15 protein-coding genes are annotated in these 18,581 nt (G+C 70.7%); 6 read left to right on the top strand and 9 right to left on the bottom strand.

Features of this window, described 5'->3' with window-relative positions; all coding sequences use genetic code 11:
* Window positions 1–12 precede the first annotated feature (12 nt).
* Both WQ56_RS12540 and WQ56_RS12545 read right to left on the bottom strand, forming a co-directional pair.
* Entirely contained in the window at window positions 13–675 is a 663-nt protein-coding gene (locus WQ56_RS12540) for an energy-coupling factor ABC transporter permease (protein ID WP_047137455.1), read from the bottom strand.
* Window positions 676–695: 20 nt separating this feature from the next.
* The gene (locus tag WQ56_RS12545) at window positions 696–1,571 is read right to left on the bottom strand and encodes a tryptophan 2,3-dioxygenase family protein (protein ID WP_047137480.1); all 876 of its coding nucleotides are present in this window, start codon (window positions 1,569–1,571) and stop codon (window positions 696–698) included.
* A gap of 155 nt (window positions 1,572–1,726) precedes the next feature.
* On the opposite strand from WQ56_RS12545, the gene WQ56_RS12550 reads away from it, so the two are divergent.
* The 3 genes from WQ56_RS12550 (at window position 1,727) to WQ56_RS12560 (ending at window position 8,775) form a co-directional block, all read left to right on the top strand.
* Window positions 1,727–5,290 carry a pre-peptidase C-terminal domain-containing protein gene (locus WQ56_RS12550; RefSeq protein ID WP_052773002.1) on the top strand — a complete coding sequence of 1,188 codons (3,564 nt, stop codon included), beginning with the start codon at window positions 1,727–1,729 and terminating at the stop codon, window positions 5,288–5,290.
* 241 nt (window positions 5,291–5,531) lie between these two features.
* The gene (locus WQ56_RS12555; protein WP_047137456.1) at window positions 5,532–7,118 is read left to right on the top strand and encodes an AbgT family transporter; all 1,587 of its coding nucleotides are present in this window, start codon (window positions 5,532–5,534) and stop codon (window positions 7,116–7,118) included.
* A gap of 130 nt (window positions 7,119–7,248) precedes the next feature.
* Entirely contained in the window at window positions 7,249–8,775 is a 1,527-nt protein-coding gene (locus tag WQ56_RS12560; protein WP_047137457.1) for an oligopeptide:H+ symporter, read from the top strand.
* 78 nt (window positions 8,776–8,853) lie between these two features.
* Here the strand turns inward: WQ56_RS12560 and WQ56_RS12565 are convergent, their stop codons facing one another.
* Window positions 8,854–9,345, bottom strand: coding sequence for a MarR family winged helix-turn-helix transcriptional regulator (locus tag WQ56_RS12565; protein ID WP_047137458.1), 492 nt, complete (start codon window positions 9,343–9,345; stop codon window positions 8,854–8,856).
* 79 nt (window positions 9,346–9,424) lie between these two features.
* On the opposite strand from WQ56_RS12565, the gene hppD reads away from it, so the two are divergent.
* The 3 genes from hppD (at window position 9,425) to WQ56_RS12580 (ending at window position 13,037) form a co-directional block, all read left to right on the top strand.
* On the top strand, window positions 9,425–10,531 hold the full coding sequence (hppD, locus tag WQ56_RS12570) for a 4-hydroxyphenylpyruvate dioxygenase (RefSeq protein WP_047137459.1): 1,107 nt from the start codon (window positions 9,425–9,427) through the stop codon (window positions 10,529–10,531).
* 297 nt (window positions 10,532–10,828) lie between these two features.
* Window positions 10,829–12,109 (top strand): homogentisate 1,2-dioxygenase, encoded by a 1,281-nt coding sequence (hmgA, locus tag WQ56_RS12575; protein ID WP_047137482.1) that lies wholly within the window; start codon window positions 10,829–10,831, stop codon window positions 12,107–12,109.
* A 301-nt stretch (window positions 12,110–12,410) separates the two neighbouring features.
* Window positions 12,411–13,037 (top strand): hypothetical protein, encoded by a 627-nt coding sequence (locus WQ56_RS12580; protein ID WP_047137460.1) that lies wholly within the window; start codon window positions 12,411–12,413, stop codon window positions 13,035–13,037.
* 37 nt (window positions 13,038–13,074) lie between these two features.
* Here the strand turns inward: WQ56_RS12580 and WQ56_RS12585 are convergent, their stop codons facing one another.
* From WQ56_RS12585 to WQ56_RS12610, 6 genes are all read right to left on the bottom strand, one after another.
* Window positions 13,075–13,452: a Na+/H+ antiporter subunit G gene (locus tag WQ56_RS12585; protein WP_047137461.1), complete on the bottom strand. Its 378-nt coding sequence runs from the start codon at window positions 13,450–13,452 to the stop codon at window positions 13,075–13,077.
* Entirely contained in the window at window positions 13,449–13,718 is a 270-nt protein-coding gene (locus tag WQ56_RS12590) for a K+/H+ antiporter subunit F (protein WP_047137462.1), read from the bottom strand. The genes WQ56_RS12585 and WQ56_RS12590 overlap by 4 nt, the downstream gene beginning before the upstream one ends.
* On the bottom strand, window positions 13,715–14,203 hold the full coding sequence (locus WQ56_RS12595; RefSeq protein WP_047137463.1) for a Na+/H+ antiporter subunit E: 489 nt from the start codon (window positions 14,201–14,203) through the stop codon (window positions 13,715–13,717). The genes WQ56_RS12590 and WQ56_RS12595 overlap by 4 nt, the downstream gene beginning before the upstream one ends.
* Window positions 14,200–15,729 (bottom strand): monovalent cation/H+ antiporter subunit D, encoded by a 1,530-nt coding sequence (locus WQ56_RS12600; protein WP_047137464.1) that lies wholly within the window; start codon window positions 15,727–15,729, stop codon window positions 14,200–14,202. Before WQ56_RS12600 ends, WQ56_RS12595 begins: the two co-directional genes overlap by 4 nt.
* A complete protein-coding gene (locus WQ56_RS12605; RefSeq protein ID WP_047137465.1) occupies window positions 15,726–16,091 on the bottom strand; it encodes a Na+/H+ antiporter subunit C in 366 nt (121 codons plus the stop codon). Before WQ56_RS12605 ends, WQ56_RS12600 begins: the two co-directional genes overlap by 4 nt.
* Window positions 16,091–18,581: monovalent cation/H+ antiporter subunit A (locus WQ56_RS12610; protein WP_047137466.1), on the bottom strand; the 2,491-nt coding region annotated here is incomplete at its 5' end. The genes WQ56_RS12605 and WQ56_RS12610, both read right to left, overlap by 1 nt.

Below are 18,581 nucleotides of genomic sequence, written 5' to 3' on the forward strand. Positions count from 1 at the left end.
ACGCGGGCCGGCTCACATCGGCGCCTTCGGCCAGAGGTAGTCGCGGTCGTCGAAGCTGGCGCACCAGTGGGGCCGGTAGACCACGACCAGCGCCATCACGGTCCCGGCGAAGAAGGCCTCGGCGAACATCAGCAGCGGCGTGGCAGCCAGGTACGCCTCCACCGTGCGTCCGCCGGCCCAGGCGGTGACCGCGGCCTTGGCGAGCATCGAGGCGGCCATCGCGAGCGCCGCGGCCGCGAATGCGTTGAGCATCACGTAGACGAAGATGTTGCGCGGCGCCCAGCGCAGCGCGGCGCGCGAAGCCAGCGCCGTGACCGCGACCGGCAGCGCGCCGGTGACCAGGAAGTCCACCGCCCAGCCCTGCCAGGCGGCCCCCAGCAGCACGCCCGACAGGCTGACCGCGGCCATCGTCCAGCAGGCGGTGCCGGCGCCGAACATCAGCGTGGCGATGGTGGCGCCGAGGAAATGCAGCATCACGCCCTGCAGCGCGGCGGTGTTGAACCAGCGCATGCCGGCCAGTGCGGCGGCCGCGACCAGCAGCACGCGCAGCGCGTCGGCGTCGGCCGCGCGTACGTGCGCGCGCAGCGTCGGCGCGGCGCGCGCCAGGACCGCGGCCGCGCCCGCCCAGGCCAGCGCCTGGCACCAGAGCGGCAGCGCGAGTCCGGTCGGAGGCATGCGCGAGCGCCGTGCGCCGCTCAGCCCTGCGCCGGCGGCGCGGGATGGCCGAGGTGGGTCCGCACCTCGAACAGCTCGGGGAAGAACGTCAGCTCCAGCGCCTGGCGCAGGAAGCCCACGCCGCTCGATCCGCCGGTGCCGCGCTTGAAGCCGATGATCCGCATCACCGTGCGCATGTGGCGGAAGCGCCACAGCTGGAACTGGCTCTCCAGGTCGACCAGGTCCTCGCACAGCGAGTACTCCCGCCACCAGCGGTCGGTGTCCTCGTAGATCGTGCGCAGCACCGGCACCAGTCCGGCATCGAATGCATGCGGCTGCGCCCAGTCGCGCGCCAGGTGCGCAGGATCGACCGGATGGCCCCAGCGCGCGAGATAGCGCAGGAACTCGTCGTACAGGCCGGGTTGTTCCAGCACCGTGCGCAGCCCGGCCTGGCCGTCGGGGTCGTGTGCGAACACCTCGAGCATCGCCGTGTTCTTGTTGCCCAGCAGGAACTCGACCGTGCGGTACTGCAGCGACTGGAACCCCGACGACGGGCCGAGCACGTCGCGGAACTCCATGTACTCGGCCGGCGTCATCGTCTCGAGCACCGACCATTGCTCGGTCAGCTGCCGCAACACCTGCTTGCAGCGCGCCAGGACCTTGCGGCAGCGCCAGACCTCGTCCCGGCGCAGGTGCGCGATCGCCGCCGACAGCTCGTGGATCATCAGCTTCAGCCACAGCTCGGAGACCTGGTGCTGCACGACGAACAGCATCTCGTCGTGGTGCGGCGGGTCGGACAGCGGCTGCTGGGCCGTGAGCAGCAGGTCCAGCCGCAGGTAGCCGCCGTAGGTCAGGCGCCCGGACAGGTCGCGGTGGATGCCGTCCTCGAGCGGACGCTGGTTGCGGTCGATGGCCATCGACACAGCGTAGCGCAGGACACGGTCCGCGCCCGCGCCGGATCCGCATGACCCGGGTCGTCGGCAATTGCCGCACAGCGTCATGCAAACGACATCGGCCCCGTCCACACTCCGACCAGGGGCGCCTTCGCCCGGGGATGCCAGGGAACCGACGCATGAACGAGACCGTCCGCCGGCTGCTGCCGGCGCTGTTGCTGTCCTGCGCCGCCACGGCCGCGCAGGCCCAGGTCGTGGTCAGCCAGGTCTACGGCGGGGGCGGCAACGCCGGCGCCCCGTACGACGCGGACTACGTCGAGCTGTTCAACGCCGGCGACCAGCCGGCGTCGCTCGCCGGCAAGTCGGTGCAGTACGCGAGCGCGACCGGGACCGGGAATTTCGGCGCCGGCGGCGGCCAGATCGTCGTGCTGCCGGACGTCGCGATTCCCGCCGGCGGCTACTTCCTGGTCGGCCTGGCCGGCGGTGCGAACGGCGCTCCGCTGCCGGCGCCCGACGCGCGCGGCACGATCAACATGTCCGGCAGCGCGGGCAAGGTGGTGCTGGCCGACACCGCCACCGGGCTGGGCTGCAACGGCGGCAGCACGCCGTGCACGCCGGCGCAGCAGGCGCTGATCCTCGATCTCGTCGGTTTCGGCGGGGCCAACTTCTTCGAAGGCGCCGGGCCGGCCCCGGCGCTGGGCAACGCACTGGCGGCCCTGCGCGCCGGCGGCGGATGCACCGACAGCGACGACAACGCGGCCGATTTCTCGGCCGGCGCGCCGGCGCCGCGCAACGCCGCCTCGGTGCCCAACGTCTGTGGCGGCGGTGGGGCGCTGTACCTGAGCATCGGCGATGCGCGCGGCGCCGAGGGCGACAGCGGCACCACGCCGTTCTTCTTCACCGTGAGCCTCAACCAGCCGGCAGGTCCCGACGGCGTGCGCTTTTCCTATGCGACGGTCGACGGCAGTGCGACCGTGGCCGACACGGACTACGCCGCCAAGGCCGGCACCGGCAGCTTCGCGCCGGGCCAGCGCGAGCTGACGATCCACGTCGACGTGATCGGCGACGAGACCGTCGAGCCGGACGAGGACTTCCACGTCGACCTGGCCGACGTCGATGGCGCGCTCGTCGCGAAGGGGCGCGGTACCGGCACGATCGTCAACGACGACGTGCTGACGCTCCCGATCCACGACATCCAGGGCGCGGGCGCGCGCTCGCCGGTCGAGAACCAGCCGGTCGCCACGACCGGCATCGTCACCGGCCGCAAGAACAACGGCTTCTTCATCCAGACGCCCGACGGCGAGGACGACGGCGACCCGGCGACGTCCGAGGGCGTGTTCGTGTTCACCGGCAGCGCGCCGCCGGCCGATGCCGCGGTCGGCAACAAGGTCCTGGTGCAGGGTACGGTGATCGAGTACGTGCCGGCCGCCGACCCGCACCAGCTGCCGCTGACCGAGGTCACCGACGCGTCGGTCGTCGCGCTGTCGACCGGGCATGCGCTGCCGGCGCCGGTCGCGCTGACCGTGGACCTGCCGCGCGCCGACGGCGGCCTCGACCAGCTCGAGCCGCTGGAGGGCATGCGCGTGACCGCGCCTAGCTTCACCGTCGTCGCGCCGACCGGCGGCAACGTCGACGAGCGCGCGGCGACCGCGACCGGCAACGGCCGCTTCGCGGTCGTCGTGACCGGGACGCCGCGCCCGTTCCGCGAGCCGGGCATCCAGGTGCCCGATCCCGACCCGCTGGGCAGCAGCGCGCCGTCGATCCCGCGCTGGGACTTCAACCCCGAGACGATCGCCGTCAACAGCGCCACGATCGGCGCGCCGGCGGCCGACCTCGCCGCGGGCTGCCGGATCGTCGGCGGCTCGCTGACCGGGCCGCTCGACTACACGTTCCGCCGCTACACGATCTACCCCGAGACCGCGCTCGACGCCGACTGCAGCGGCGCCGGCGAGGTGCGCCCCGCCGCGCTGCCGGGCCCGGACCACGTGAGCTTCGCGACCTACAACCTGCAGCGCTTCTTCGACACCGTCAACGACGGCAACAGCGGTCCGACGCTGACCGCGCAGGCGCTGGAGACGCGGCTGGGCAAGGCGTCGATCGGCATCCGCGCGTTCCTGCACGCCCCGGACGTCGTCGGCGTGACCGAAGTCGAGAACCTGGGCGTGCTGCAGACGCTGGCCGCGCGCATCAACGCCGACGCGGTGGCCGCCGGCCAGCCCGATCCGGGCTACGTCGCCTACCTGCAGGAAGGCTTCGACGTCGGCGGCATCGACGTCGGCTTCCTGGTGCGGACCGGCGCGGTGGCGCCGGGCATCGCCCGGATCGAGGTGCGCTCGGTCGTGCAGGAAGGCGCCGACGCGGTGCTGGCCAACCCGAACGGCTCGACCAGCGTGCTCAACGATCGGCCGCCGCTGGTGCTCGACGCGGTGGCGCATTTCGCCGACGGCCGCAGCTTCCCGTTCACCGCGATCGTCGTCCACCAGCGCTCGCTCAGCGGCATCGAGGCCGACGACGGCGGCAGCAACGGCTGGGTCAGCGGCGGCGCGCGGGTGCGCGCCAAGCGTCAGCGCCAGGCCGAGTTCCTGGCCACGCTGATCGACGACATGCAGCGGGCCGATGCCGGCCGCCACGTGGTCGTGCTCGGCGACTTCAACGCCTTCGAGTTCAACGATGGCTACGTCGACGCGATGGGCACGACGACCGGCCTGCCGTCGCCCGACGCGCAGACCGCGGTCGACGGCGATGGCGCGGTGCTGGTGGCGCCGTCGCTGCTGAACATGACGCTGGAGGCGGCGGAGGACGAGCGCTACTCGTTCGTGTTCGACTACCAGGCGCAGTCGCTCGACCATGTGCTGGTGAACCAGGCGGTCGTCGATTCGCCGCTGGTCGTCGGGCTCGACGTCAGTCATGCGCGCATCAATGCCGACTTCCCCGAGGTCGCGCGCAACGACGCGACGACGCCGACCCGGCTGTCCGACCACGACCCGACGGTGCTGCTGCTGCGGCTGCAGCCGGCGACGCTGGCCGACCTGGGCATCGAGGCCGAAGCGGCGAACGCCGAGGTCTTCGAGGGCGCACCGCTGGCGTTCGCCGCCACGCTGCGCAACGCCGGGCCCGATGCCGCGCAGTTCCCCGGCGTCGGCGCGGTGCTCGATGCCGAGCTCGCGGATCTCGCCGTGACGGCCCCGGCGGGCTGGGACTGCGAGGCGCCGGTCGTCGGCGGCGGTACGACGACGCTGTCGTGCAACCACGACACGCTGGCGGTCGATGGGGTGGCGGCGTTCGCGCTGGCGGCCACGGCGCCCGCCTCGGCGGTCGGCGCCACGGTGACGCTGACCGTTGCCGCGACCTCGCAGACCCAGGATCCGGACGAGGCCGACAACGGCGCCACCGCATCGGTGTCGGTCGTCGCCGATCCGGCGTCGGCCGCGCAGCCGCTGGAGAACGGCGTGCAGGTGCGCGACGTCTCCGCCGCGGCGGGCGAGTCGCGCCTGTTCCGCATCGACGTGCCGGCCGGTGCGCGCAATCTGCGCATCCTGACCGCGGGCGGCACCGGCGACGTGACGCTGTACGCCAGCCACGAGGCACTGCCGACCGTCGACGACTGGCAGCTGCGCTCGCAGCGTCCGGGCAACAACGAGCTGGTGCAGGTCGCCGCGCCGCAGCCGGGCACCTGGTACGTGCGCGTCGTCGGCGAACGGGCGTTCGGCCGGCTCACGGTGCGGGGCAGCTACACGCCCTGATCCGGGCGCGTGTCCCGCGAAGACCCCCGGCCATGTGCCGGGGGTTTTCGTCATGGGGCGGAGCGCGTGTTTCATGTAGGCGCGCCCTTGCGCGCGATCGGGCCTTTCCCGATAGCCCATCGCGCGCGAGCGCGCTCCTACGGGGTGGACCTTCGCTTCGCGCGCGGCGCGAGGCAACTGGCCGGCGCCGCGGACAGGGCTGCTAGGATGCGAGGCCGCACGCCTCAGGGGAATCCGCCGCATGACCGCGCCCACTCCGGACACCGCCGCGCCGCGCGGCGCCATCGCCCGCGTCCTCGACACCATCGAACGCGTCGGCAACCGGTTGCCGGATCCGGCGATGCTGTTCCTGCTGCTGATGCTCGCGGTGTGGGGGCTGTCCTGGGCGCTGTCGGGCGTGGACTTCGCCGCGATCGACCCGCGCAGCGGCACGCCGATCCAGGTCGTCAACCAGCTCTCGGGCGAGTCGCTGACCGCGTTCATGGCGAACATGGTGCGGGTGTTCCTGGGCTTCGCGCCGCTGGGCGTGGTGCTGATCGCGATGCTGGGCCTGGGCGTGGCCGAGCACACCGGCTTCATCAACGCCGCGCTGCGCCGCGTGCTGGCGGTGACGCCCCGCGCGCTGCTGACGCCGGCGCTGGTCGCGGTCGCGGTGCTGAGCCACGTCGCGGTCGACGCCGGCTACGTGCTGGTGATCCCTCTGGGCGGGGTGATCTTCTACGCCGCCGGACGCCACCCGCTGGCCGGCATCGCCGCCGCGTTCTGCGGCGTGTCGGGCGGATTCTCGGCGACGCTGCTGGTGCCCTCGTCGCTCGACCCGCTGCTGGCCGGCTTCACCGAGCAGGCCGGCCGCATCCTCGACCCGGCGCTGACGGTCAATCCGCTCAACAACTGGATCTTCACCACCGCTTCGAGCCTGCTGATCATCGTGATCGGCTGGTTCGTCACCGACCGCATCGTGGAGCCGCGCCTGGCGCGCACGCCGGTCGACGGCGACCCGGCCAACCTGCCGAAGATGGACCCGCTCAGCGATGCCGAGCGCCGCGGCCTGACCTGGGCGGTGGCGGCGATGGCGCTCGCCGCGCTGGCGTTCGCGCTCAGCCTGGTGCCCGACGGCTCGCCATGGCGCGCGCCGGCCGACGATCCGGCGGTGCTCGCCGGCGGCAACGACCTGCTGGTCGCCGGCGCGCCGGTGATGCAGTCGATCGTCGCGCTGATCTTCGTGCTGTTCCTGCTGCCGGGCGTGGTCTACGGCGCCGTCGCCGGCACGGTGAAGACCCACCGCGACGTCATCGCCGCGATGACCAAGTCGATGAGCGGCATGGGCTACTACATCGTCATCGCGTTCTTCATCGCGCAGTTCCTGGCCGGCTTCAACGGCTCGGGCCTGGGCACGCTGATGGCCGTGGAGGGCGCGGACTTCCTCAAGGCGCTGGGGCTGCCGATGTGGCTGACGATCATCGGCCTGATCCTGATGACCGGCATCGTCAACCTGTTCATCGGCTCGGCATCGGCGAAGTGGGCGCTGCTGGCGCCGATCATGGTGCCGCTGATGATGCAGCTGGGCGTCTCGCCGGACCTGACCCAGGCCGCCTACCGGGTCGGCGACTCGATGACGACGATCCTGACCCCGCTGATGCCGTACTTCCCGCTGATCGTCGTGTTCTGCCAGCGCTACGTGACCGCGGCGGGAATCGGCACGCTGGTGTCGATGATGATCCCGTACTCGATCGCGCTGTCGGTGCTGTGGACGTCGTTCCTGCTCGCGTTCTGGGGGCTGGGCATCCCGCTGGGGCTGGGCGCGCGCTACGACTATCCGACCGGCTGAACAGGGGCGTCGGCGCGGCGCGCGCGGTCGATGCGTTGACGCCCGGGCCGCGGGCTGGGATTCTCGCCGCTCCGCGGACGGGCCGTCCCGTCCGCCGGACCGTCCCAGCTTCCCTTCTGCAAGGATCTCCATGAGCGCCGACGTCGTCGAGCCCAAAGTCGCGGTGGTGCCGCCACCGCCGCCCGTCAATCCGCCCGAGTTCGCCCAGGTGCTCGGCCATCCACGGCCGCTGTGGATGCTCTTCATGTCGGAATTCTGGGAGCGCTTCGCGTTCTACGGCATCCGCTGGGCGATGGTGCTGTACGTGGTCGCGCAGTTCCACGGTGGCGACACCGCGGGCGAACGGCCGGCCAGCGAGCTCTACGGCGCGTACCTGGCGCTGGTCTATGCCGGTGCGATCTTCGGCGGCTACGTCGCCGACAAGCTGGTCGGGTTCCAGCGTTCGATCCTGCTCGGTGCGCTGTTCATGGCGGTCGGCCTGTTCCTGCTGGCTTCGCCGGCCGAACCGCTGTTCAAGCTCGGCCTGGCCACGATCATCGTCGGCAACGGCCTGTTCAAGCCGATCATCTCGACGATGGTCGGCAAGCTCTACGCGCAGGGCGACGCGCGCCGCGATGCCGGCTTCACGATCTTCTACATGGGCATCAACATCGGCGCGATGATCGCGCCGGTCATCACCGGCTGGCTGGCCCGGCAGGTGTTCGGCACCAACGAGGACCCGCACTACCAGTGGGTGTTCATCTCGGCCGGCATCGGCATGGTGATCAGCCTGGTGTGGTTCTGGGCCGGTCGCAGCCAGCTCAAGGGCATCGGTCTGCCGGCCCCCGGGCAGGAAGGCCTGGGCCGCGTGGGCATGGTCGCGCTGCTCGGCGCGGTGGTGGGCATCCCGCTGTTCTATTTCCTGCTGACGATCGACGCCAATGCGCTGCAGGCGATCCTGATGGCGCTGTTCGTGGTGCCGGCGGTGATGCTGCTGGTCGAGGGCGTCCGCGAGGGCCGGGTCGCGCGCGACAAGGTGCTCGCGATGTTGGTGATCTTCGTGTTCAACGTGCTGTTCTGGATGTTCTTCGAGCAGGCCGGCAGCTCGTTCACGTTCCTTGCCGACCGCATCGTCGACCGCGAGTTCGGCGACTGGACGTTTCCGCTGGAGTGGTTCCAGTCGGTGAACTCGATCGCGATCATCACCTTCGCGCCGCTGATGGCGTGGATGTGGGTCAAGATGGGGCGCGCCAATCCCTCGATCCCGCGCAAGTTCGGCCTGGGGCTGATCTTCAACGGCCTGGCCTTCCTGCTGCTGATGATCGCGCTCAACAGCATGGTCGACGGCAACGGCAAGATCCCGTTCTGGACGCTGTTCATGGTCTACGTCATCCAGTCGGTCGGCGAGCTGTGCCTGTCGCCGATCGGCCTGTCGATGACGACCAAGCTGGCGCCCACCAGGCTGGCGGGCATGGCGATGGGCTGCTGGTTCCTGTCGATCGCGATCGGCAACAACCTGGCGGGCATCTTCGCCGGCCGGGTCAGCGGCGAGGCGGGCATGACCGTGCAGTCGGCGCATGCGGGCTACACGTTCGGCTTCTGGGCGCTGGCCGGCGCCGGCGTGTTGCTGTTCGTGATCGCGCCGCTGGTCAACCGGCTGATGCACGGGGTGAAGTGACCGGCGCGCGCCGGACGCGACGCCCACGCAACGGAAACGGCGGCCCTGTGGCCGCCGTTTCCGCATCTGGCCGGCGCATCAGCCGTGCAGCGGCGCCTCGAGCTTGTCCATCATGCGGACGAACGCCGCGCGCTCGTCGGCGTCGAGCGGCGCCATGACCTGCTGCTGGTACTCCAGCGCCAGCGGCACGACGACGTCGTAGACGGCGTAGCCGGCCGGACTTAGTTCCAGCACCGAGCGCCGCCGGTCGCTGTCGTGCATGCCGCGCAGCAGCAGTTCGCGTTCGAGCAGCCGGGCGACCGCGCGACTGACGGCGACCTTGTCCATCGCGGTGCGCTCGGCCACCTCGTTGGCCGACAGCCCGCGGTAGCGGCCGAGCACCGCGATGACCCGCCACTCGGTCACGCTGATCCCGAAGCGCTCGGAGTAGATGTCCGCCAGCCCCCGGCTGACGTGGTTGGTCAGCACGCTGAGCCGGTAGGGCAGGAACGTCTCGAGGTCGAGCGTCGCGCGCTCGGGGGCCGGGGCGTCGTCTTCGTCCCGAACGGCGTGGGAAACCGGCTGCGTCATGGTGCGGTGCGCCTTGCAAGTGGTTGCAGCTGAAACTATAAACAGGCATCCAAGCCATCGTCACGCCACGGAGTATCCCATGAGCGCACACGCACACACCGGCCCGAACCTGGGCATGGACGTCACCACGTTCGACAATCCCATGGGCATCGACGGCTTCGAATTCGTCGAGTTCGCGGCGCCCGCCGGCCAGGCCGACGCGATGCACGCGTACTTCCGCAACATGGGGTTCACCGCGGTGCTGCGGCACAGGTCGCGGCCGATCACGGTGTATCGCCAGGGCCAGGTGAACTTCCTGCTCAACGCCGATCCCGATTCGTTCGCCGCCGACTTCGCCAAGGCCCATGGCCCCTCGGCCTGTGGTTTCGCGATCCGCTTCCAGCGTCCCGCCGACGAGGTGTACGGGCGCGTGCTCGAGAACGGCGGCGAGGCGATCGGCGCGCGCGAGGCGACCAAGGCGGTCGACGCGCCGGTGGTCAAGGGCATCGGCGACTGCATGCTGTACCTGGTGGACCGCTACGGCGCGTCGGGCTCGATCTACGGCGACGACTACGTGCCGGTCGAGGGCGCCGACCAGAACCCGGTCGGGTTCGGGCTGACCTTCATCGACCACCTCACGCACAACCTTTACTTCGGCAACATGCAGAAGTGGTCGGACTACTACGAGAAGCTGTTCAACTTCCGCGAAATCCGCTACTTCGACATCAAGGGCAGCAAGACCGGCCTGAAGTCCAAGGCGATGACCGCGCCCGACGGCATCGTGCGCATCCCGCTCAACGAGTCGAGCGATCCGAAGTCGCAGATCAACGAGTACCTCGACGCCTACAAGGGCGAGGGCATCCAGCACATCGCCTGCTTCACCGACGACATCTACACCTCGATCGAGAAGATGCGCGAGCACGGCATCGAGTTCCTCGACACGCCGGACACCTACTTCGAGGTCATCGACCAGCGCATCCCCGACCACGGCGAGGATGTCGCCCGCCTGGCACGCAACAAGATCCTGATCGACGCCGATCCGGAGACCAAGCAGCGCAAGCTGCTGCAGATCTTCACCCAGAACGCGTTCGGCCCGATCTTCTTCGAGATCATCCAGCGCAAGGGCAACGAGGGCTTCGGCGAAGGCAACTTCCAGGCGCTGTTCGAGAGCATCGAGCGCGACCAGATGAAGCGCGGCGTGCTGTAAGGCGGTTTCCGGCCGCGGATGTCCGTCGATGCACACGGATCGGGGCGCGATCGGGCAGGTCGCCCGTCGCGCCCGCGGGCGCGGGAACGACGGCACGAGGCGCGAGCGTCCGGGGCCCCCGGACGCAGCTCGCAACCGCACCATTCCACTCCGCTCCGGTCCGCGTCTTCGATCCACGCCGCCCGCGCCGCGCGGCGGTGAGCATTCCCTCCAGGTGAAGCGATGAACGCATCGATCCAAGACCAGGTGATCGCGCTGCCGCGCCATGACGCGCAGGCGGATGCGGCGCTCGGGTACATGTCCGGCTTCGGCAACGAGTTTGCGACGCAGGCCGAGCCCGGCACGCTGCCGGTCGGCCAGAACTCGCCGCAGCGCGTCGCGCACGGACTCTACGCCGAGCAGCTGTCGGGCACGGCGTTCACCGCGCCGCGCGGCGAGAACCGGCGCAGCTGGCTGTACCGCATCCGCCCGGCGGTGCTGCACGGCCGCTTCGCGCCGTTCGCCCAGCCGCGCTTCCACGACGGCTTCGACCGCGGCCCGGTGACGCCCGAGCAACTGCGCTGGAGTCCGATCCCGCTGCCCGAGACGCCGGTGGACTTCGTCGACGGGCTGTTCTCGATGGGCGGCAGCGGCGGCGCCGGCGCCTACGATGGCGTGGGCATCCACGTCTACGCCGCCAACGCGTCGATGGCCGACCGCTTCTTCTACAGCGCCGACGGCGAACTGCTGCTGGTGCCGCAGCTGGGCCGGCTGGTGCTGGCGACCGAGCTGGGCACGCTCGAGGTCGAGCCGCAGGAGATCGCGGTGATCCCGCGCGGCATCCGCTTCCGCGTCGAGCTGCCCGACGGGCCGAGCCGTGGCTACGTCTGCGAGAACCAGGGCCGCGCGCTGCGGCTGCCCGACCTCGGGCCGATCGGCGCCAACGGCCTGGCCAACCCGCGCGACTTCCTCGCGCCGGTGGCGCGCTACGAGGACGTCGAGGGCGACTTTTCGCTGATCGCCAAGTTCCAGGGCCACCTGTGGCAGGCGCCGATCGGGCATTCGCCGCTCGACGTGGTCGGCTGGCACGGCAACTACGCGCCGTACAAGTACGACCTGCGCCGGTTCAACGCGATCGGCTCGATCAGCTTCGACCATCCCGACCCGAGCATCTTCACCGTGCTGACCTCGCCCAGCGACACGCCCGGCACGGCCAACCTCGACTTCGCGATCTTCCCGCCGCGCTGGCTGGTCGCCCAGCACACGTTCCGGCCGCCGTGGTTCCACCGCAACGTCGCCAGCGAGTTCATGGGCCTGGTGCACGGCCGGTACGACGCCAAGGCCGACGGCTTCTCGCCGGGCGCCTGCTCGCTGCACAACTGCATGAGCGGCCACGGGCCGGACGCGGCGACGTTCGACAAGGCGAGCGCGGCCGACCTGGCGACGCCGGACGTGATCGCCGACACGATGGCCTTCATGTTCGAGACGCGCGGCGTGCTGCGGCCGACCGCGCAGGCGCTCGACGCCGCGCACCGGCAGGGCGACTACCAGACGGTCTGGCAGGGGCTCGAACACCGTTTCGTCCCGCCGCCGCGCTGAGGCTCGACGGGCCGGTAAGCCCGCGCGCGCAATGGAGACCGGACGGTGAAGCGCTCGCGGCCAAGGCCGCTCCCACAGGCGCGTCTTCGTCTGTAGGCGCGCGCTCGCGCGCGATGGGGCCAGATTGGGAACGCCCTCGCGGCCAAGGCCGCTCCTACAGGTCAGCTATCTTCTTTGTAGGAGCGCGCTTGCGCGCGATGACGTTCGCGGGAATCCCCATCGCGCGCACGACACTGCGATTCGCAACGCGTTCACGCGGCTTCGCCGAGCCTGCGGCGCTTTCCAACCGAGGCCGCCGCCGATGAAACCGTCGATTTCCTGCATCGCCGTGCTCGCGCTCGCGCTGTCCGCCTGCGGCGAGCGCGCGCCCGATGCGTCGGTCGATCCGGTGCCCGGTCCCGCCGCCGACGGCACGGCACTCGGACACGATCCGGCCGCGCCGCCCCCGCTCGACCATCCCGACACGGGCGTGCCCGGCAGCGATGACGCGATCACGTTCGAGGGCTTCGGACCGGCGGCGTTCGGCAATGGGCCCGAGGCCGTCCGGATGGCGTGGGGCCATGAACTCGGCGATGCGACGCCGTCCGAGCCGGGCGGTTGCTACATGCTCGCTCCGCAGGGCGACGGCACGGCGGGCGAGCGGATCGCCTTCCTCGTCGAGGGCGAGCGCTTCTTGCGCATCGACGTGCGCGACGACGGCTACACCGCGCCCGGTGGCGGCAAGGTCGGCATGGACGCGGCGCAGATCGAACGCCTGTACGCGGGAGGCGTCGAGGCCTCGCCGCACAAGTACGTCGACGGCGCGCGCACGCTGCGCGTGGCCGAGGGCGACAAGGCCCTGGTGTTCGAGACCGACGCCGCCGGCACGGTCACCGCATGGCGCGTCGGCGTGCCGCCGCAGGTCGACTACGTCGAGCGTTGCGGCTGACGGCCCGTTCCCCCCCCCGCACGGGGCGCCGGCGGCGTCAGTCGCGCTCGGGAGGCGCCGGATCGTCGTCGTCGACCACGCGCTGGCTCGCGTCGGGCGTCCGCTTCGGATGCGGCGGCCGGTCGTCCATCAGCGACAACGCCGCGCGCGACATCAGGTGCGCGCTGATCGGCGCGGTCAGGAACAGGAACACCGTGATCAGCAGCTCACGCGGATGCACGCCGCTCTCGTTGACCGCGTGGTAGACGATCGAGGCGAACAGGATGCAGCCCACGCCCAGCGTGCTGGCCTTGGCCGGGCCGTGGACGCGCTGGAAGAAGTCGCGCAGCTTGAGCAGCGCGACCGCGCCGAGCAGCGTGAAGAAGCAGCCGACCACGAGCAGCACGACGACCAGGATGTCGATCGCGACGCTCATTCGACGATGTCCCGGCGGATCACGTACTTGCTCAGCACCACGGTGCCGACGAAGCCGAGCATCGCGATGATCAGCGCCGCCTCGAAGTAGATCTCGGTGTTCATCAGCATGCCGAACAGGATCAGCTGGGCGATCGAGCTCACGTACAGCGTGTCGAGCGCGAGGATGCGATCGGGCGCGGTGGGCCCGCGCAGCAGCCGCCACGTGGACAGCAGCATCGCGAGGCCGACCAGGTGCATGCCGACGACGATGGCGATCTGGATCATGGGAAGATCTCCCGCAGCGGGGTTTCGTAGCGCGCCTTGATCTCGGCGACCAGCGCCTGGGGATCGTCGGTGCTCAGGCAATGGATCAGCAGGAACCGGCGATCCTCCGACAGTTCCGCGGACACGGTCCCGGGCGTCAGCGTGATCACGCTGGTCAGCGCCGAGATGCCGTGGATGTTGGTCAGGTCCAGCGGCAGCCACACGAACTGCGAGTTGAGTTTCTCGCGCGGGCCGAGCACCTGGCGGGCGACCGTCAGGTTGGCCACCAGGATGTCCCACAGCAGGCGGCCGGTCAGCGTCCACAGGCCGCGCAGCCGCCCCAGGCGCGCGAACTCCCGCTCCATGCGCGCCGCCAGCAGCGGCATCAGCCAGGCCAGCAGCAGCGCCATGACGATGTTGCCCGGGCCGATGTCCTCGGCCATCAGCAGCCAGAACGCGAAGACCGTCAGGCTCTGCGGGATCGACGGCAGCAGGCGGCGCTTCATCGCGACGGCTCCCGGATCAGCGGCGTCGCGCCGCCGACGCGCTCGACGGTGGCGCCGGTGTCGAGCAGTTGCGCGGCCGTCGCCTCGGTGTAGCGCAACAGCGGGCCGGCGAACACGGTCATCGCCACGCCGTAGGCCAGCAGCAGCGTGGTCGCGGCGATCTCGGCGCGACGCAGCGGAACCGGCGCGGTGCCCTCGGGCACCGGGTCGACGCGCCAGAACAGCCGCGTGCCGCTGCGCGACAGCCCGATGATCGCCATCAGGCTGCTGCCCAGGATCGCGGCCCAGACCCAGCCGATGACCGACTCGGGTACCGAGTTGAGCAGTTGCAGCTTGCCGATGAAGCCCGACAGCGGCGGCAGGCCGGTGACCGAGATCGCCGCGACCAGGAACAGCAGCGCCGGCACCGTCTTGCCCGGCATCGAGGCGATCGGCACGAGGTAGTCGCCGGTCTGGCCGCGGTGGCGCTGGATGATGTCGGCGAGCAGGAACAGCGCCGCGGTCACGAATACGCTGTGCGGCAGGTAGTACAGGCCGGCCGAGATCGCGCCGGGGCTGGCAAGCGCGAACGCGACGAACAGCATGCCGGCCGACAGCAGCACCAGGTAGGCCACGCCGATGCGCAGCCGCGGCGCGCCGACCACGCCGAGCGCGGCCAGCACCATCGTCGCCGCGCCGGCCGGCAGCAGCCAGGGCCAGGCGAGATCGGCCAAGAGTCCCGCATCGGCGCCGAACACCAGCGTGTAGACGCGCAGGATCGCGTACAGGCCGACCTTGGTCATGATCGTGAACAGCGCGGCGACCGCGGCCGGCGCGCGCGCGTAGGCCTCCGGCAGCCACAGGTACAGCGGCAGCAGTGCGGCCTTGGCGCAGAACACCAGCAGCAGCAGGCCCGCGCCGGCGCGCACCAGCGGTGCGGTCTCGGGCGGTACCTGCGCCACGCGCACCGCCAGCTCGGCCATGTTCAGCGTGCCGAGCAGGCCGTACAGCAGCCCGAGCGCGAGCAGGAACACCGTCGAGGCGGCGATGTTGAACACCACGTAGTGCATGCCGGCCTTGATGCGCTCGCCGCGCGCACCGCTCAGCAGCAGGCCGTAGGAGGCGATCAGCATCACCTCGAAGAACACGAACAGGTTGAACAGGTCGCCGGTCAGGAACGAGCCGTTGAGGCCGGCGAGCTGGACCTGGAACAGCGCATGGAAGTGCAGCGCGCGTTTGTCCCAGCCCGCGCACGCGTAGAGCAGGCACGGGATCGCGAGCAGCGTGGTGGTCATCACCATCATCGCCGAGAGCCGGTCGACCATCAGCGCGATGCCCAGCCGCGCCGGCCAGTCGCCGAGCAGGTAGACCAGCATGTCCTCGCGCTGGACCTGCAGCAGCAGCGCGATGCTGGTCGCCAGCAGCGCGGCCATGCCCAGCCAGGCCCACCACCGCAGTGTCGAGGCGCTGTGCCGCCGTTCCAGCAGCAGGAGCAGCGCACCGGTGACCAGCGGCACCAGGATCGGCGCGATCGCCAGATGGTTCATCGGGCGCCTCCACGCCGATCGTCGTCGGGTTCCTCGCCGTCGACGTGGTCGGTGTGCAGGTCCGCATGCTCGCGCATCGCCACGACCACGGTGACCGCGGTCATCGCGAAGGCGATGACGATCGCGGTCAGCACCAGCGCCGGCGGCAGCGGATCGGTGTAGCTGACCAGTGTCTGCGCCACGCCATCGCGCAGGACCGGCGGCTTGCCGACCACGAGCCGGCCGGACGAGAAGATCAGCAGGTTGGTCGCGTACGAGAGCAGCGTCAGGCCGAGGATCACGTCGAACGTGCGCGCGCGCAGCAGCAGGTAGACGCCCGAGGCGGTGAGCACGCCGATGGCGCTGGCGATCGCGAATTCCATCAGGGCGTCTCCTCGGCGGCTTGGCGTTGCTTGACCGTGCCCATCGTCGAGAGCATCAGCAGCGTGCCGGCGAACACCACGACGTAGACGCCGGTGTCGAACACCAGCGCGCTCGCCAGCGGCAGCACGCCCACGACCGGCAGCGTCACGTCGACGTGGCCGCTGGTCAGGAACGGCACGCCGAACCACCACGAGCCCACGCCGCCGATGACCGCCAGCAGCAGGCCGATGCCGATGCCGCGCAGGTAGTCGAAGCCGAACGTCGCCTCGACCGCGCGCGCGCCCTGCAGCACGTACTTCACCAGCACCGGCACCGCGAACACCAGGCCGGCGATGAAGCCGCCGCCCGGCGCGTTGTGGCCGCGCAGGAACAGGTAGATCGAGACCGTGAGCGCGAGCGGGAACAGCAGCTGGGTCAGGTCGGCCGCGATCGGCAGGTTGACCGGCGGGCCGGGCATCACTTCGTCGGGCTGCAGCCGCGCCCAGCGCAGCAGCGCGTGCACCACCAGCGCCGCGGTGCCGAACACGGTGATCTCGCCGAAGGTGTCGAAGCCGCGGAAATCGACCAGGATCACGTTGACGACGTTGCGCCCGTAGGCCTCGGGCAGCGAGCGCACCAGCAATTCGCCGGAGATCGTGTCGACCGGCGCCATCATCATCGCGTAGGCCAGCGTCGCCAGCCCGCCGCCGGCGACCAGCGAGATCGCCACGTCGCGCACCTTGCGCAGCGGCGCGCGCGCGACCTTCGACTGCTTGGGCAGGTAGTTGAGCGCCATCATCATCAGCGCGATCGTGACCATCTCCACCAGCAGCTGGGTCAGCGCGAGGTCGGGGGCCGACAGGTAGACGAACAGCAGGCTGACCGCCAGGCCGACCCCGCCGATGACGATCAACGCGGTAAGGCGCTTGCCGTGCACGAGCACCGTGCCGATCGACGCGGCCACCAGCAGCGCCCACAGGATCCAGCCGATGATCGGCATCGTCTGCGAGCCGGGCGCGGCGGCCAGGATCGCGCCGACCTCGCCGGCGAGCGGCCAGCCGGCCAGCAGCATCGCCACCAGCAGCAGCCCCAGCAGGCTGCGCTGCAGGCTGCCGTTGGCCACGCGCGCGGTGAACGCGCGCGCCAGCGAAAACAGCCGCTCGATGTTGACGTGGAAGACGTGGCGTCCGATCGACCGCATCACCACCGCGTGGAAGTCGAGCAGCCGGCGCAGGCCGAAATACAGCGCCACGCCCAGCACCAGGCTCGCCACGCTCATCAGCAGCGGCAGGTTCACGCCGTGCCAGACCGCGAGGCTGAACTGCGGCGCGGCGTCGCCCAGCGTGCCGCGGGCCATCGTGCGCAGCAGCGGCTGCACGGTCAGCGCCGGCACGATGCCCACGACCAGGCACAGCACCGCGAGCACGCCGACCGGGATGCGCATCCAGCGCGGCGGCTCGTGCGGCACCACGTCCAGTGCGCGCGGGCCGTGGCCGAAGAACGTGTCGTGCACGAAGCGCAGGCTGTAGGCGATGCCGAACACGCCGGCCAGCAGCGCGGCGACGCTGATGACCAGGCGCATCGTGCCGTGCCCGCCGATCTCCAGTGCCTCGGCGAAGAACATCTCCTTGGACAGGAAGCCGTTGAGCAGCGGGATGCCGGCCATCGCCAGCGAGGCCACGATCGCCAGCGCGCTGGTCATCGGCATCAGCCGGCGCAGGTTGCCGAGCCGGCGCATGTCGCGGGTGCCGGCCTCGTGGTCGATGATGCCGGCGGCCATGAACAGCGAGGCCTTGAACATCGCGTGGTTGAGGATGTGGAACAGGCCGGCGACGACCGCCATTTCGGTCGACAGGCCGAACAGCAGCGTGATCAGGCCCAGGTGCGAGATCGTCGAGTAGGCCAGCAGGCCCTTGAGATCGTGCTGGAAGATCGCGAACCAGGCGCCGACGAGCAGCGTCGTCGCGCCGATGCCGCTGACCACGTAGAAGAACAGGTCGGTGCCCGCCAGCGCCGGGTGCAGCCGCGCGAGCAGGAACACGCCCGCCTTGACCATCGTCGCCGAGTGCAGGTACGCCGACACCGGCGTGGGCGCGGCCATCGCCTGCGGCAGCCAGAAATGGAACGGGAACTGCGCGCTCTTGGTGAAGACGCCCAGCAGGATCAGGCCCAGCGCCCACGGATACAGATGACTCCCGCGGATCAACTCGCCGGCCGCGAGCACCGCGTCGAGGTCGTAGCTGCCGACGATGCGGCCGATCAGCAGCACGCCGCCCAGCAGCGCCAGGCCGCCCAGGCCGGTGATCGTCAGCGCCATGCGCGCGCCCTGGCGGGCGTCCTGCCGGTGCGACCAGAAGCCGATCAGCAGGAACGAGCTGATCGACGTCAGCTCCCAGAACACCGCGAGCAGCAACAGGTTGCCGGCCAGGACCATGCCCAGCATCGCGCCCATGAACAGCAGCAGGTAGGTGAAGAACCGCCGCGGGCTGTCCTTGGCCGACAGGTAGTAC

Origin of the sequence: Luteimonas sp. FCS-9, from assembly GCF_001014645.1 — a bacterium.
GTDB lineage: Bacteria > Pseudomonadota > Gammaproteobacteria > Xanthomonadales > Xanthomonadaceae > Luteimonas.